Raw genomic sequence first — 17,429 nt, 5'->3', positions numbered from 1 at the left:
ACTTCGCGGCCGATAGGTCGTGCCGCCGCCCCGGGACACCGATGCCGCCCCGGCGGGGCTACACCCCATCGATTCGGGCGAGCGCCTTCTCCGGCACCCGGCGCCCGGCTCCGTCTTCGACCTGCCAAGCTGACCCCATGCGCAGGCTGTATGTGATCGGTATCGGTGCCGGCGACCCCGACCAGGTGACGATGCAGGCGATCAAGGCCCTCCGGGAGATCGACGTCTACTTCGTGATCGGCAAGGGCGTCGAGAAACAGGAACTCGTGGCGGTGCGCACCGCGATCCTCGCCGAACACGCCGATCGTCCCTACCGGATCGTGGAGATCCCCGATCCGCCCCGCGACCGGGACCCCGCGGACTACCGCGGCACAGTGCTGGACTGGCACGAACGGCGTTCGCTGCTGCTGGAGGAGGCGTTCGCGGCGCACGAGGGGGTCGGCGCGATCCTGGTCTGGGGTGATCCGGCGCTCTACGACTCCACCCTGCGCATGGTGGAACGGGTGCTGGCCCGGGGCGCCCTGGACTTCGACTACACCGTGATCCCGGGGGTCACCAGTGTGCACGCCCTCGCGGCCCGACACCGGACCGTACTGCACCGGATCGGCGAACCGGTGCACATCACCACCGGGCGCCGCCTGGGCGAGGACGGGCTGGGCGCCGGGTCGACGGTGGTCATGCTCGACGCCGACTGCGCGTTCACCACCGTCCCCGACGACACGTTCATCTGGTGGGGTGCCTATCTGGGGATGCCCGACGAAACCCTGATCGCGGGCCGGGTCGGCGCGGTCGCCGGCGATATCGTGCGGCGGCGCACGCAGTTGCGCGAGCGCAAGGGCTGGATCATGGACATCTATCTGTTGCGCCCGGCCGAATAACCAGGTGATGGACGCCGGGGTCGTAGCATGGTCGGCATGACCGAACAGGACATACTCGGGCGGATCTCCGATCTCGTCGACCACGAGCACGAGCTGCGGTCCCGGGCCTCGCGCGGGGAACTCGACCCCGACGTGGAGCGGCGGCGACTGGCCGAACTGGAGGTCATGCTCGATCAGTGCTGGGATCTGCTGCGGCAGCGGCGGGCCCGGATCGATCGCGACGAGCCACCGGACGAGGCCCAGCCGCGATCGGCGGGGCAGGTCGAGGGCTACCTACAGTAACGCAGCGTGTCTGACAACTCGATGAGCGACAGCGACGCCACCGCGGACGGTCGGGTCGCCGAATACGATGTCATCGTCCTCGGCGGCGGTCCGGCCGGTGAGAACGCGGCCGCCTACGCCATCGCCGGCAGCGACCGCACCGCGGCGATCGTCGAACCGGAGAAGGTCGGTGGCGAATGCTCGTACTGGGCCTGTATCCCGAGTAAGGCACTGCTGCGCCCGGGCCATGTGCTGGGGGCCGCGCTGGGCATGCCCGGTATCGAGGCCGAAGGACCGGATACCGCCGAAGTGCTGCGCCGGCGCGACGAATTCGTGCATGCCCACAACGGCGACCACGACGATTCGAGTCAGGTCGAGTGGGCTGCCCAGCAGGGCATCGAGGTGATCCGCGGCGTCGGCCGGCTGGACGCGGAACGCCGGGTACGCGTCGGCGACCGGGTACTGCGCGCCCGCTCGGCGGTGGTGCTGGCCACCGGGACCCATGCGGCCGTCCCGGACGTCCCCGGCCTGCGCGAGGCCCTGCCGTGGACCTCCCGCGACGCCACCAACCTGCACGAGATCCCGAAACGAGTGATCGTGATCGGCGGCGGTGTGGTGGCCTGTGAGGCCACCACCTGGCTCTCGGCGCTCGGCGCCGAGGTGACCGTCTTGGTCCGCGGGGACCGGCTGCTCACCGGTGTGGAACCGTTCGCCGGGGAGTACGTCGCCTCCGCACTGACCGCGCAGGGGGTGCAGATCCGGTTCGGGACCCGGCCGCTGCGGGTGACCCGCCCCGCGGCCGTCGACCACGGCGAGGGCCGGATCCACGGCGGCACCGTCACGGTGCACGCCAAGGGTCCGGACGGGGAGACCACGCTCGTCGCCGACGAGATCGTGGTGGCGGCGGGGCGGGTGCCCAACACCGGCGAGATCGGCCTGGAAACAGTGGGCCTTCCCGGTGGATACGTCGCGGTCGACGATCAGCTGACGGTGTCCGGCGTGCCCGGGGAATGGCTGTACGCGGTCGGTGATATCAACCACCGCGCCGCACTCACCCATATGGGCAAATACCAGGGCCGGGTGTGCGGGGACGTGATCTCCGCGCGCGCCGCGGGCCGGTCGCTGACCGGCCCGCGCTATCGGGCGGCTGCCGACCACCATGCGGTACCGCAGGTGGTGTTCACCGATCCCGAGGTCGCCGCCGTCGGGCTCACCGCCGCGGCGGCCCGGAAAGCCGGCCACGAGATCCGCACCGTGGAACTGGATATCGCGGTCGCCGGTTCGGCGCTGGCCCGCGACGACTACACCGGACGCGCCGCGCTGGTGATCGACACCGCCACCGACACAGTGCTCGGCGCCACCTTCGTGGGCCCCGATGTCGGCGAACAATTGCATGCCGCGACGATCGCGGTCGCCGGACGCGTCCCACTGGACGCCCTGTGGCACGCGGTGCCCGCTTTTCCCGCGATCAGCGAATTCTGGTTACGACTGTTGGAGACCGATCGCTCGTCGTTACGATCGGGTAGATGAGCGTAACCGAACAGATCACGACTACGGACGGTGTGGTCCGCGGTCGCCGCGGTCGGCGCGTGATGTACTGGCGGTCGCTGCCGTACGCCGCGCCACCCGTCGGTGACCTGCGGTTCCGCTCGCCCCAGCCGGTGCGGCCGTGGCCCGATATCCGCGACGCGACCTATTTCCGCGCCGCCGGTATCCAGCCGACCTTCGGAGTGCGGCTCGGTCCGCGCAAGCTTCAGGAGATGAGCGAGGATTCACTGACACTGAATGTCGTGGCTCCCGCCACCGCATCAGTGCGGCCGCGCCCGGTGATGGTGTTCATCCACGGCGGCGGCTACCTGTTCGGTACTTCGGCACTGCGCCTCTACTCCGGTGTCCAGCTGGCGGCCGACGGGGATGTACTCATGGTGTCGATCAACTATCGGCTCGGCGCGTTCGGATACGCCGATTTCAGCGAGTTCTCCACACCGGACAGCCCCTACGATTCCAACCTCGGTCTGCGTGACCAGATCGCGGCGCTGCGCTGGGTACGGGCCAATATCGCCGAATTCGGGGGCGACCCGGACAATGTGACGATATTCGGCGAATCCGCGGGCGCCCACGCGGTATTGAGCCTGCTGGCGACGCCCGCCGCGGAAGGCTTGTTCCACCGCGGTATCGCCCAGAGCCCACCCGCGGACTGGGGGCTGACGGTCGCCGAATCGCGGGAATTCGCGCGCCGCATCCTCGACCGGCTCGGTATCGCCCCCGAGGACGCGAATCACGCGTTGCGCGCCGCCGACCCGCACGATATCCGCCGCGCGTTCAACCGGGCGTCGAATGCGGCGATGACGGAATTCCCGGGGTTCTTCCCGGCCGCGCCGGTTGCCGACGGCGAGTTGTTGCCGCGCACGCCGATCGACGCCTTCACCGAAGGCCACACCCACCGGGTCCCGCTGATCATCGGCACCTGCCGTAACGAGGGCGCCCTGTTCAACCGCTTCACCGATACGCTGCCCACCCGCCCCGAACGCCTCAAGAAGGCACTCTCGTCCGCCGGACCCGACCTCTATCCCCGGGTGTTCTCCACCTATCCGGGTTTCCCGGCCGAACAGGCCGCGATCCGCGCGGGCGGCGACTACTTCTTCTGGCGGCCCTCGGTGGCGGTGGCGGAGGGACACAGCCGTCACTCCCCCACCTACTCCTATCGCTACGATTACGCACCCCGGCTGTTCCAGCTCTACAAACTGGGCGCCACACACGCGACCGATCTACTGCCCACCTTCGGCACGGTCTACGAACCGTGGAGCCGGGCCCTCACCGCCGGCGGCAGCCGTCGCGGTCTGCTCGCGGTGACCCGCCAGGTCCAGAACAACTGGTTGCATTTCGCCCGCACCGGCGAACCGCTGCCGGCCTGGCCGCGCTATACCGAACAGGAACGCAGCACGCTCATCATCGATGCGCCGGGCCGGGTGGACAACGACCCGGACAGCGCCCGGCGCGAATTGTGGGCGGGCGTCCGCGCACCGCAGCTGCTCCCGGACGGGGCCGGTGGGCCGGCTCTCCCGGCCGACGACGCGGAAGCGGCCGCCGAGTCCGAGCCCGAAGGCGAGGGGACATTGCTCGACACGGTCGCCGCCGAACACCCGATCGCCGCGACCGCCGCCGCTACGGCCGCGCAGGTCGTGGACGAGGTGTCCGGCGGTGCGGACGATGCGGCACCGGACGGTGCGGAACCCGATTCGAAACGAACCGACTGAAGCGGCCGCCCGTTCCGCGGCAACACTTCCGTACGGGTCCGGGTACCCCACTCCGGGCGACCCGAGCCGACGGACAGCACGGCCTACTTGAGCAGGCGTGACATCCGACGGTCGGCAAGGATTTTGCCACCGGTCTGGCAGGTGGGGCAGTACTGGAACGAGCGATCGGTGAAAGCGACCTCGCGGACCGTATCGCCGCATACCGGACAGGGCAGGCCGGTGCGGGCGTGCACCCGCATTCCCGAACGCTTCTCGCCCTTGAGCCGGGCGGCGTCCTGCCCCACCGACCGCGCCACGGCATCCGCCAGCACGGTGCGCATCGCCGCGTACAGGTCGGCGATCTTCGCCGCCGGTATCGTCTTGGCCGTGGCGAAGGGTGAGATCTTGGCGGTGTGCAGGATCTCGTCGGAGTAGGCGTTGCCGATGCCGGCGAGCACGGTCTGATCGACCAGCACGTTCTTGATCCGCCCGGACGCGGCGGCCAGCAGCTCGGCGAACTGCGGCTCGGTGACCGCGAGCGCGTCGGGCCCGAGCCGGGCGATTCCCGGAACCTGCGCCGGATCGTTCACGATATAGACGGCGAGACGCTTCTTGGTGCCCGCCTCGGTGAGATCGAAGGCCGGGGTGGCGCCCTCGGGGGTGAAGAAGTGCACCCGCAACGCGAGCGGACCGCGCCCCGGTTTGGGCGGACTCACGCTCGGGTTATCGGTCCAGCGCAGCCAGCCCGCCCGGGACAGATGGGTGATCAGCCACAGACCCCCGCAATCCATCCCGAGGAACTTCCCCCATCTCCCGGCGCCGGTCACATCCCGCCCCGACAGCGCCGTCACCGGCGGATCGAAGGTTTTGATCGCGCTGAGCGCCGCGATATCGATCCGCCCCACCACCGCGCCGACCGCGTGCTCCCGCAGGAACTGCGCCAGCGCCTCCACCTCCGGTAGTTCGGGCACGGCCTCAGGTTACCGGGGGCCACCGACATCGGTGCGATCCAACCGCCGGGTGATTCCGGTGGTGGTCACGGCCAGCAGCGTACCGATCACCACCAGGTCAAAGGCCATCTGCACCGTGGTCGCCACCCGGGCGGCCTGCCCGACCGGGTGCACATCGCCGAAACCGACGGTGCCCAGCGTCGCGACGGTGTAGTAGAGCGCGTCGTTGCGGGTGCGCAACTCGGCGAACTGCCCGGGCTGGCGGAGCTCGAGGAGGTAGTAGAACAGCGCGAAGAAGACCACGACGAGGGTGATCAGGAACAGCAACCCGTCGACGCGGCGGCCGGTATCGTCCCTCGCGGCCAGGAACTGGCCGATCCGGCGATAGGCCAGCCAGCAGAGACCGGCCACCCCGGCGACGAAAGCGACCAGCGTGACCACCCGCGTCGGCCAGAAGCCGGGGAGTTCCAGCCCGACCGGCACGAAGTAGTAGAACAGCAGGGCGGACAGCACCGTGCCCGCGTTCCGCCACAGATGCGCGCGGCCGCCGATACGTCGAGAACCCATGCGGTCATGATCGGCCCCCGCGGGCGGGTCGACGGCCGGGCGCGCCGGGCCGCGCACCGATTCAAGTACACCCTGTTGATCGGCACCGGTCGCCGCGCCGCGACGGCGGACGAGCAGGACGCGCTGGGCGAGTCGGCCACAAGGCTTCCGCTGATCCTCGGTTGAGGGAGGCAGAGCGAGTGATCCGGCGTCCGTTCGGCTTACCCGATACCGCCGAACTGGGTGTTCACCACCGAACCGCGACGCGGTCGGCCGCCTTCGTCATGGCGCCGCCGACCGCGTACCGGATTCAGTTTCCGTCGCCGGTCCCCCGGAGCCGGGCCAGCAGCCGTGGCGCGACCACCGCGAACGATTCCGCCGTCGTCATCTCGTCGTGTGTCGCCGGTACCGCGTATTCGACGATTTCCCCGGCCACATACGGCAACCAGTCCTCCGCTCGCGGGCCGGACTGCTGCGCACCCGGCGTGGGCACCTCGGCACGGAAGAAATCGATGACACCGCGGTAGGTCCGGGGCCGGTGTTCGGAGATCAGTTCCGCCGATCGTGCCGCGGTCCGGTACACCCCGCGCAACCGTTCCACCGGCAAGGTCAGCAGTTCCGGCGGGATCAGTTGGTGCAGTCGTTCCAGTTCGGCATCGTCGAGTTCGCCGACAGCCCGGTCCGTCCCCGGTTCCTCGGTCAGGATGCCCTGTTCCACCAGTGCGGCACGGAGCAGGGTTTCGAAGATCCCCGGATCGACGGCCGGATGGCTGTCGAGCAGGGCCAGCATCTCGACCTGCTCCCCCGCCGCCTGCAACTCGGTGGCGACGGCGTGGGCCAGTACGCCGCCCAGAGACCAGCCGAGCAGTCGATACGGGCCGCCGGGCTGGATCCGCCGGATCTCCGCGAGATACCGGGCCGCGATCTCCGCCAGCGAATCCGGCGCGTAGTCGGGTTCGGTGTAGGCGGGCGACTGGAGACCGTAGATCGGCTGATCGTCCGGCAGCAGCCCGGTCAGCGCGGCGAAACTCCATGCCAGCCCGTCGCGGGCATGGACCGCGAAGATCGGGGTCGCCGTCCCGGTCTCCCGGATGGGCAGCACGACCCGCAATGCCGCTTCGGACAGTTCCGCCGCGGCACCCGGTTCGGCGATCCGGGCGGCCAGCCCGGCGACGGTCGCCTCGGTGAACATCCACTGCACACTGATCTCTGCACCGGTGACCGCACCCAGCCGGGCCGCCACCTTGGTCGCGAGCAGCGAGTTACCGCCGAGGGCGAAGAACGAATCGTCCACCCCCACCCGGTCCACGCCCAGGACCTCGGCGAAGACCTCGGCCACGGTCTGTTCCAGCGGTGTGCGCGGTGCACGGTAGCCGGCATCGGCCGCGAACACCGGTTCCGGCAATGCGTTGCGGTCCAGCTTTCCGGCCGGGGTCAACGGGATCTCCTCGATCACCGTGATCGAGGACGGCACCATATAGCCCGGCAGTCGCTCCTCGATCTGCGCGCGCACGCCCGCCGTATCGAGGAAGACACCCGGGGCGGCCACCACATACGACACCAGCGATACCACGCCGGCCGGGTTGCGGTGCCCGACCGTGACCGCGAAATCGATGCCGTCGGAGGAGGTCAGCGCGGAATCGATCTCACCGAGTTCGATACGGAAACCGCGGATCTTGACCTGGAAGTCATTGCGGCCCACATACTCGACCGCCGGATCACCGGCACCGTCGCGCCGCCAGCGCACGATGTCACCCGTGCGGTACAGCCGCGACCCCGGCGCACCGAACGGGTCGGCGACGAAACGCTCCGCCGTCAGACCCGCCCGCGCGTGATAGCCGCGCGCCAGCTGGATACCACCGACGTACAGCTCACCGGCGACGCCCTCGGGGACCGGGTTCAACCGGTCGTCCAGTACCAGCGCGCGCATACCCCGCACCGGACCGCCGATCGTCACCGGATCGCCCGGTAGCAGCGCACCACTGATATTCGTCGCCACAGTCGCCTCGGTCGGGCCGTAGGCGTTGTGCAACCGACGCTCGACCCCACCGTCGCGGATCGTGGACCACTTCGCCACCAGATCCGCCGAGATGGCCTCACCACCGGCGATGATCACCCGCATACCCGCCAGATCGGCCGGGTCCAGCGAGGCCAGCACCGACGGCGTGATCAATCCGACCGTCACCCGCTCCCGGGAGATCAGCTCACCCAGCTCGGCACCACCGTAGGTACCGGTCGGCACCACCACCAACGCACCCGCGGACCCAACCGCCAGCAGCAGTTCCAGGATCGAGGCATCGAAACTCGGCGACGCGAAGGCCAGCGCCCGCGAATGCCGGTTGAGTCCATACCGTTCGACCTGTTCGGCACTGAAGTTCGCCAGACCGGCGTGCGTGACGACCACGCCCTTGGGCACGCCGGTGGAACCGGAGGTGTAGATGACGTAGGCGGTGTTCGCCGGCGTCAGCGGACGGACCCGGTCGGCGTCGGTGACCGCCGCGGCGGAGTGGCCTCGCGAATCCAGTTCGTCGAGCACCAGCCAATCCACCGAATCCGGCAGCTCGGCCCGCACCGACGACACCGTGATACCCACCGCGGCACCGGAATCGGACAACATATGCGCGATCCGATCGGCCGGATACGTCGGATCCACCGGCAGGAACGCCGCACCCGATCTGGTGACCGCCCACTCGGCCAGCACCGAATCCGCCGACCGCGGCACCGCCACGGCCACCAGATCCTCGGCACCCAGGCCGCGCTCGATCAGCACCCGCGCCAGCCGGTTCGACCGCTCGTCCATCTCGCCGTAGGACAGCCGCTGATCCCGGAACACCACCGCCGGTGCCGACCGGTCCTCGGCCACCGCGGCGGCCAGCAGATCCGGCAAGGTCCGGGCGGACACCGCCGGACCACCGGACCGCGATCCCAGCTCCGCCCGTTCGGCCGCGCTCAGGAACTCCACCTCGCCCACCGGTAGTTCCGGCGCGTCGACCAGCTGGTCGATCACCCGCAGCAGCCGCGTGGCGGCGGTATCGATGGTCTCGGCCGTGAACGAGCTGGTCAGGTACTTCAGCGCGATCCGGACCGTATTGTCCGCGGTCACCACCAGGGTCAGCGGGTAATGGCTGTTGTCCCGCGTACCCACCCCGGCGATCGACATACCGTCGATATCACCGGTGGCGGCGACTTCGGCGGCATCGGTGGGATAGGACTCGAACACGAACAGGCTGTCGAACTGCACCGCGGTCCCGGCGGCCCGCTGGATATCGGTCAGCCCGAGATAGTGGTGTTCCAGCAGGGCGGCCTGCGCGCGCTGCAGGCCGGTAAGCAGCTCGCCGGTGGTGGCCCGGTGCTCGAGGCGCACCCGGACCGGCAGGGTGTTGATGAACAGACCGACCATGGATTCGATACCGGGGAGTTCGGCGGGACGGCCGGACACCGTGGCACCGAACACCACATCGTCGCGTCCGGTCATCCAGCCGAGCAGCACCCCCCAGGCCGCCTGCAGCAGCGTGTTCATCGTGATCCCGAGCTCGGTGGCCCGCGTGGTCAGCTGCCGCGTCCGGTCCGCGTCGAGTTCTGTCACGACGGTGCCGATTTCGTAGTTCTCCGCCGGCACCGGTTGCGAAACCAGCAGTGAGGGTTCGGTGAAACCGGCCAGTTCCGCCCGCCAGGCCGCTGCGGAGGCGGTCCGATCGCGCTCGCCGAGCCAGGACAGGAAATTACGGTACGAGGCCACCCGCGGCAGCGCGGAGGTATCGCCGCGAAGCGCGTAGAGCACCAGCAGTTCCCGCATGAGCAGCGGCATGGACCAGCCGTCGAGCAGGATGTGGTGCGTGGTGATCGCCAGCTGCCACGCGTCCTCGGTCAATCGCACGAGGTGGAACCGGATCAGCGGCGGGACCGCCATATCGAAGTGCTCGGCCTGGTCCACGGCCAGCAACCGGCGCAGCTCGCCGGCCCGTTCGTCTTCCGGCAGGCCGCGCAGATCGATATCGCGCCACGGTACCGGCACCGTGTCGAGCACGACCTGCACCCACTGACCGGCGCTGTCGGCGACGAACGCGGTCCGCAGGTTCGGGTACCGGCCGATCATCGCCTCGGCGGCGGCCCGCAGCCGCGCCGGGTCCACCGTGCCGGCCAGGTCGACCGACGACTGCATGGTGTAGACGTCCACGCCGTCCTGGATGAACTGGGCGTGGAACAGCAGACCCGACTGCAGCGGCGACAGCGGCCAGACCTCCGACAGTGCCGGATAGGTGCGCTCCCACCGTTCGATATCACCCTGCGATACCCGCACCAGTGACATATCGGACGGCGTGAAACCGCCCGCTTCCGGCCGGCGGACATGGTCGGCGAGGGCGGTGAGCGCGGCGATCCACAGCTCCGCGAACTCGCGGGCCCGCGGCTCGGTGAGCACCCCGGCGGGGTAGGCGAACACCGCGCTCAGCACCGAACCCTCGGCGCCGGAATTGACGATGGCATTGATATCCAGCACGGCGTTGGCCGGCATATCCCGGTCCGCGTCCGCACCGATCGCACCCAGTTCGGCGGTCGGCATCCAGCCGAGCTCGGCGAGTTCGGGCGAGACCTCCCCGGCGGAGACACGGCCCAGATAGTTGAAGCTGATCTGGCCCGGTACCCGGTCCGGCAACCGGTCCCCGGTCTCGGGGTTCAGATAGCGGAGCAGGCCGTAACCCAGGCCCTTGTCCGGCACCGCGAGCAGCTGTTCCTTTACCGACTTCACCAGCACGCCGAATGCGGGACCACCGGCGAAGGCCTCGTCGATATCGATCCCGGGCAGATCCAGCCGGAGCGGATGCACGGCGGTGAACCAGCCGACGGTGCGGGACAGGTCGGCCCCGGGCACCACGGTCTCTTCGCGACCGTGGCCCTCCAGTTTGATCAGCGCCGCCGCGGACGGACCGGCGTCGCGCCACCGGGCCAATGCCAGCGCCAGCGCCGCCAGCAGGGCATCGTTGGGTCCGCCGTGGTAGCGGGCACCGACGGTGGTCAGCACCGCCTCGGTGATATCGGCGGGCAGTGACACCTCGAAGCGTTCGACCGTGGCGTTGGTATCGACGGCGGGGTCGAAGGCCCGGGCCCCCAGCAGCGGATCCGGGGTGGCGGCGATCTGCTGCCAGTACGGCAGTTCCGCGACCCGGCCGGGCTCGGCGGCGGCCTCGGCCAGCCCGTGCGCCCACCGGCGCAGCGAGGTCCCGACCGGCGGCAGCGTCACCGCGGCACCGGCCGCGAGTTGCGACCAGGCCAGCGCCAGATCCGGGATGATGATGCGCCAGGACACGCCGTCGACCACGAAGTGGTGCGCGGCGAAGAGCAGTACATCGCGCCGGTCGCCGTCGAACGAGAACCACACGAACTGCGCCATCACCGCGGCGGCCGGGTCCAACCGGTCCAGCGCGGCATCGAATTCGGCGGACGCGACGGCGACCAGTTCGTCCTCGCCGATGGCATTGTCGAGATCGACCCGGCGCACCAGCGCGTCGATATCGATCGCACCGGGCGCGAGCGCTTCGAACGCCGGCGCGCCGTCCACGACCCGCAGGCGGGTGCGCAGGGCGTCGTGGTGGTCGAATACCGCCGCGAGGGTGGCGACCAGGGTTTCGCGGTCGATATCGACCGGCAGCCGCAACAGCATGGGCTGCGTGAAACGCTGATAGGCAGTGTTTCCGTCGAGGATCTGCGACATGACCGGCAGCACCGGCATATCGCCCACCCCGCCACCGGGCAGTTCCACCAGTCGCAGCTCATCCGCGTCGCCGCGGCCGGCGACCTCGGCGAGCGCGGCGACGGTCCGGCGTTCGAACACATCCCGGGGTGTGAAGACCACGCCCCGGGCCTTGGCTCGCGACACCAGCTGGATCGACAGGATGCTGTCGCCACCGAGCGCGAAGAACGAATCGTCCACGCCGACCCGCGCGACCCCGAGGACGTCGGCGAACACCTCGCAGATGATCGTCTCGACCGCACCGACCGGAGCGCGGAACGACTGCGCCTCGAGCACCGGTTCGGGGAGCGCCTTGCGGTCCAGTTTGCCGACCGGGGTAAGCGGGATCTCGTCCAGGACGATGACAACCGACGGCACCATATGCGTCGGCAACCGGGCGGAGACGAATTCGGTCACCGCGGCGGTGTCCACCCTGTGCCCGGGTACCGCCAGCACATACGACACCAGGATCGTCGCGCCCGCATCGGTGTCCCGGCCGAGGGTTACCGCGTACTCGACATCCGGATGCGCCGCCAGCGCCGTATCGATCTCGCCGAGCTCCACGCGGAAACCGCGGACCTTGACCTGGAAATCCGAACGGCCCACGTAATCCAGTTCCCAGTGCACCGTCGGCAACGCCTCGTTACCGGCCCGCGCCCCGGGTTTCGCGTACCAGCGCACCACATCACCGGTGCGATACATCCGCGAGCCCTCGAAGCTGTACGGGTTGGCGACGAACCGGTCGGCGGTCAGGCCCGGCCGGTTGTGGTACCCGCGGGCCAGCGCACCACCGGCCAGGTACAGCTCGCCCGCCACGCCCGGGGGTACCGGTTTCAGGCGCGCGTCCAGGACCAACGCCGCCATACCGTGCACCGGATCGCCGATGGTGACGTGTTCGCCGGCGAACAGTCGCGCGTAGGACGAGATGATGGTCGTCTCGGTGGGGCCGTAACCGTTGAAGTATTTGCGGCCCGGCTCCCATTTGGCCAGTAGTTCGGCGGTGGTCACATCGCCACCCACCGACAGCACCTCGAGTGCGTCCAGGCCCGCCGGATCCAGCGTGCCCAGCACCGCCGGGGTGATGATCGCGTGGGTCACCGCTTCGGTGCGCAACAGTTCGGCCAGGTCCGGACCGCCGATGATCTCACCCGGGACCACGACGAGCGTCGCACCCACGTAGGCGGTGCACACCCACTCCAGCACCGACGGGTCGAAACTCGGTGAGCAGATGTGCAGGAATCGGTGCCGGGATCCGACGCTGTACAGATCGGCCGCCACATCGGCGAGGCCACCCATACCGGCATGCGTCACCATCACGCCCTTGGGCAGACCGGTCGATCCGGAGGTGTAGATGACGTACGCCGGATGCGACATCGCCAACGGCGTGATCCGGTCGGAGTCGGTCACGGCACTGTCCGGTTGCGCCGCCACCTGTGCCAGGAACTCCGGATCGTCGAGCAGCAGCCACTGCGCATCGCCGGGCAACCGGTCCACGTACTCGCTGCTGGTGAGCCCCAAAACGGCACCGGAGTCGGAGAGCATATGCCGCATCCGGTCCGCCGGATAATTCGGATCCACCGGGACATGCGCGCCGCCGGCCTTGGCCACGGCCCAGAAGGCCAGCACGATCTCGTAGGACCGCGGCAGCGCCAATGCCACGATCCGCTCCGGACCGACGCCGCGATCGATGAGCACCCGCGCCAACCGCGAGGACTGCTCGTCCAGCTCCCGATAGGTCACCGACCGGCCCCGATAGCGCACCGCCACACCGTCCGGGTTGACCCGGACACCGGTGGTGAGCAGGTTCGGAAGCAGACCCGTCGCCATGACATCGTCACCGCGGACATGGGTGAGTAGGCGGTACTCGGAATCGTCGATGATCGGCAGATCGCCGATCGGCGCCTGCGGATGGCGGACGATGGCCGACAGCAGGTGCAGGAACCGGCGCGCGAAGACCCCGACCGTGTCGGAGTCGAACAGATCCCGGGCGTAGGAGAAGGCGGCCGCCATACCGTCGCCGGTTTCGGTGATCCGCAGCGAGAGATCGAACTTGGCGCTGTCGGCATCGAAATCGACAGCGCCGACCCGCAGCCCGGGCAGTTCGAAATCACCCTGCGGCAGATTCTCGAACGACAATGCCACCTGGAACAACGGGTGCCGAGCGGTCGACCGCTCCACGTCGACCAGTTCCACCAGTCGTTCGAAGGGCACATCGGCGTGCGCGAACGCCTGCAGATCGGTTTCCCGGGTCGCCGCCAGGAACTCACCGAAACTCGACTCGCCGCGCACATGCGACCGCAGTACGAGGGTGTTGACGAACATTCCGACCACATCGTCGAGTTCGGCCTCGCCGCGACCCGCGACGGGCGTACCGACAGCCACATCGTCGGTGGCCGACAACCGTGCGAGCAGTAGTGCCAGGACCGCGTGCACGACCATGAACACCGTCGCATTGTGCTCGGCGGCCAATCGCGTCACCGCGCGGTGCAGTTCGGCGTCGATCCGGAACGGCACGGTGCCACCGACCATCGTCCGCACGATCGGACGCGGCCGGTCGCTCGGCAGGTTCAGCTCGTCCGGCAGGCCTGCCAGCGCCCGGCGCCAGTAGTCGGCCTGCGCGCTGACCAGGCTCTCGGGATCGTCCTCCGAGCCCAGGACCTCGCGCTGCCACAGGCTGTAGTCGGCGTACTGCACCGGCAGCGGCGTCCACGCCGGAGCCGAACCGGAGGTGCGCGCGGCGTAGGCGGTCATCAGGTCCCGGGTCAGCGGTCCCATCGACCAGCCGTCGGTACTGATGTGGTGCACCACGAAGACCAGGACGTATTCATCGTCGGCCGGCTGCAACAAGGCCACCCGTAGCGGCACCTCGACTGTGACATCGAACCCGGTCGCGATCACCTCGGTGATCCGGTCGCGGAGTTCCGTCGCGGCCACCGGAACCGGGGTCGGATCCGGAACGGCCCGGCCGACCGGCAGCACGAGCTGGTATGGCCGCCCGTCCTGCGCGGGGTAGACGGTCCGCAGCGTTTCGTGCCGGCCCACGATATCGGCGACCGCCTGCCGCAGTGCGGCGATATCGAGGTTCCCGGACAGGCGGACGGCCACCGGGATGTTGTACGCGGTCGAATCGGTATCGAACTGGTTCAGGAACCACATCCGCTGCTGCGCCAGCGACAACGGCACCCGCTCCGGACGTTCCCGCCGCGCCAGCACCGGCAGATCATCACGCCCGGTGGCGGATTCCGCGGCGGCGGCCAGCGCCGCCACAGTGGAGGCCTCGAACAGGGTCCGCACCGCGACCTTGATGTCCAGCGCCGCGCCCACCCGGGCCACGACCTGCGTCGCGATCAGCGAATTACCACCGAGGGCGAAGAAATCGTCGTCCGCGCCGACCCGCTCGAGGCCGAGGACGTCGGCGAACACACCGGCCACGATCTCCTCGATCGGGGTCGACAGGGCGCGGAACTCCCGCGCTTCGAACACCGGGGCGGGCAATGCCTTACGGTCCAGCTTGCCGGAGGTGTTCAACGGGAACGCGTCCAAGACCACGACGGCGGCCGGGACCATGTACACCGGCAGCACATCACGTAGGGAATCCAGCAGTGCCGCGGAGATGACCTGCTCACCCGGGGCCGGCACCACGTAGGCGACCAACTGCTCACCGAGATCAGAGGCGGCAACCGTGACCACGGCCTGGCTCACCATTGACTGCGCCAGCAACGCCGACTCGATCTCCCCGAGCTCGATCCGCTGACCACGGAACTTCACCTGGAAATCGGTACGACCCAGATACTCGAGCACCGGCGCCTCGGCGACCCGGCCGTCGCCCCGCTCCCCGGTACGGGTGTCGATCCACCGCACCAGGTCACCGGTACGGTACATCCGCTGCCCTTTGTCGAACGGGCTCGCCACGAACCGATCCGCCGACAGATCCGGACGGGTCACATACCCGCGAGCCAACTGATCACCCGCGAGATACAGCTCACCCACCACACCGGCGGGCACGGGCCGCAACCGGGAATCCAGCACGTACACACGCGAATTCCACTGCGGTACACCGATCGGAACCGAACCCTGGTCCGTCCCGGTGGCCCGCCAGTAGGTGATCGACACCGCGGCCTCGGTGGGACCGTAGAGGTTGTGCACCGCGGCATCGGAGATCGCGTGCATGGCGGTCACGGTTTCCGGCGGTAGCGCCTCACCGATCACGAACACATGCCCGAGACTCGGGATAGAACCCGCCGCCGTATGGGCCGCGAACACCCCGAGCATCGACGGCACGAAGTCCGTCACCGTCACCCGCTGCTCGGCAATCGTCCGCGCCAAATACTCGGTATCCCGATGACCGTCCGGCGTCGCCACCACCAAATGCGCACCCGCAGCCAACGGCAGGAAGTAACCCCACAGCGACACATCGAACGTCGTCGCGGTCTTCTGCAAATACACATCCGAGGCGTCCAACGGGTACTCCGCCAGCATCCACGCAACCTGATTGCCGATTGCCGAATGCGGAACGGCCACACCCTTCGGACGTCCGGTGGACCCGGACGTGAAGATCACATACGCCGTATTCGACGGCCGCACCGGCGCACGTCGATCCGCATCGGTCACCTCGGCATCGAGATACCCGGCCACATCCAAGGTGTCCAACGCCAACACGGGAACACCCGCGTGTGCGGGCACCGCGGCCGCGTCGGCGGTGGTGGTCAGCACACACAACGGTGCCGCCGTATCCAGGATGTAGCCGATCCGCTCCGCCGGATGCGCCGGATCCAACGGCACATACGCACCACCAGCAGCCACCACGGCATACATACCGACAACCAGGTCCAGCGACCGGGAAACCAACAACCCGACAAGTGTCTCCGGACCCACACCCTCCGCAATCAGGTGACGCGCCAGCCGGTTGACCCGACCGGCGAACTCGCCATAGGACAGACTCGTCCCCTCGAACGAAACCGCCACCCGATCCGGATACTCCGCCGCTGCGGCATTGAACCCATCCAGCAACAGTCCGGTCGGAAGCGGATGCTCGGTGGCATTCCACTCCGACAACACGCGAGCGCGCTCGACCGGGACCAGGATCTCCAGATCACCGACAGCAGTGCCCGGCGCGGCCACGATCTCGCGCAGCAACCGCGCGAACCGGTCGGCGAAGCCCGCGACGGTGGCCTCGTCGAACAGGGCGGTGGCATAGGTCAGATAACCCGCGACGCCCTGTGGGGCACCGGATTCGTCGTAGGTATCGCCGAGGATCAGATTCAGGTCGAACTGGGAGATCTCGGTGTCGAATTCCACCCCCGAAACCGTCAGGCCGGGCAGTTCCAGTACGGACGCGGCCAGGTTCTGGAAGGTCAAGCCCACCTGGAACAACGGGTGCCGCGACTGCGAACGCGCCGGGTTCAGTACCTCCACCAGGCGTTCGAATGGAACGTCCGCATGCGCGAACGCCGCGATATCGACCTCACGCTGCCGGATAAGCAGATCGGTGAACGCTTCCCCACGATCCAACTGCGTCCGGAACACCAGGGTGTTGACGAACATACCGATCAAATCATCCAGTGCGGCCTCACCGCGACCGGCGACCGGCGTACCGACGGTGATGTCGTCGCTGCCCGACAACCGAGACAACAACACCGCCAGCGCCGCGTGCACGACCATGAACAAAGTCGCGTTCTGCTCCCGGGCCACCCGCATCAAACCGGCATGGACCTCGGCATCGACAGCGACCCGAACCCGACCACCCGCGAACGACTGCACCGCCGGACGCGGCCGATCGGCCGGCAGATCCAACTGATCCGGCACACCAGCCAGCGCCGACCGCCAATAA

The 17,429-nt window shown here is 68.8% G+C and carries 8 protein-coding genes; 5 read left to right on the top strand and 3 right to left on the bottom strand.

Annotated features, from left to right (window positions below; all coding sequences use genetic code 11):
- Positions 1 to 137 precede the first annotated feature (137 nt).
- The 4 genes from cobF to NGR01S_RS14330 are packed head-to-tail and all read left to right on the top strand — an operon-like array spanning position 138 to position 4,396.
- Positions 138 to 878 carry a precorrin-6A synthase (deacetylating) gene (gene cobF / locus NGR01S_RS14345; protein WP_063036948.1) on the top strand — a complete coding sequence of 247 codons (741 nt, stop codon included), beginning with the start codon at positions 138 to 140 and terminating at the stop codon, positions 876 to 878.
- Between the two features lie 36 nt (positions 879 to 914).
- Positions 915 to 1,160, top strand: coding sequence for a DUF2630 family protein (locus tag NGR01S_RS14340; RefSeq protein ID WP_063037471.1), 246 nt, complete (start codon positions 915 to 917; stop codon positions 1,158 to 1,160).
- Positions 1,161 to 1,181: 21 nt separating this feature from the next.
- Positions 1,182 to 2,669: a dihydrolipoyl dehydrogenase family protein gene (locus tag NGR01S_RS14335; RefSeq protein WP_063036946.1), complete on the top strand. Its 1,488-nt coding sequence runs from the start codon at positions 1,182 to 1,184 to the stop codon at positions 2,667 to 2,669.
- Positions 2,666 to 4,396, top strand: coding sequence for a carboxylesterase/lipase family protein (locus NGR01S_RS14330; RefSeq protein ID WP_084480989.1), 1,731 nt, complete (start codon positions 2,666 to 2,668; stop codon positions 4,394 to 4,396). The genes NGR01S_RS14335 and NGR01S_RS14330 overlap by 4 nt, the downstream gene beginning before the upstream one ends.
- 83 nt (positions 4,397 to 4,479) lie before the next feature.
- Here the strand turns inward: NGR01S_RS14330 and NGR01S_RS14325 are convergent, their stop codons facing one another.
- Positions 4,480 to 5,346, bottom strand: a complete 867-nt coding sequence (locus NGR01S_RS14325) for an Fpg/Nei family DNA glycosylase (RefSeq protein WP_063036944.1) — start codon at positions 5,344 to 5,346, stop codon at positions 4,480 to 4,482.
- A 9-nt stretch (positions 5,347 to 5,355) separates the two neighbouring features.
- Entirely contained in the window at positions 5,356 to 5,892 is a 537-nt protein-coding gene (locus NGR01S_RS14320) for a potassium channel family protein (protein WP_063037469.1), read from the bottom strand.
- 6 nt (positions 5,893 to 5,898) lie between these two features.
- Between NGR01S_RS14320 and NGR01S_RS30970 the strand changes: the two genes are divergently transcribed.
- Positions 5,899 to 6,057 carry a hypothetical protein gene (locus tag NGR01S_RS30970; protein WP_157107269.1) on the top strand — a complete coding sequence of 53 codons (159 nt, stop codon included), beginning with the start codon at positions 5,899 to 5,901 and terminating at the stop codon, positions 6,055 to 6,057.
- Positions 6,058 to 6,181: 124 nt separating this feature from the next.
- On the opposite strand, the gene NGR01S_RS14315 is transcribed toward NGR01S_RS30970, so the two are convergent.
- A partial coding sequence (locus tag NGR01S_RS14315) for a non-ribosomal peptide synthetase (protein ID WP_063036942.1) occupies positions 6,182 to 17,429 on the bottom strand: 11,248 nt, incomplete at its 5' end.

Origin of the sequence: Nocardia grenadensis NBRC 108939, from assembly GCF_001613445.1 — a bacterium.
Lineage (GTDB): Bacteria > Actinomycetota > Actinomycetes > Mycobacteriales > Mycobacteriaceae > Nocardia > Nocardia grenadensis.
The sequence above is the reverse complement of the archived record's forward strand: the minus strand, read 5'-3'. Positions and strand labels throughout refer to the sequence as shown.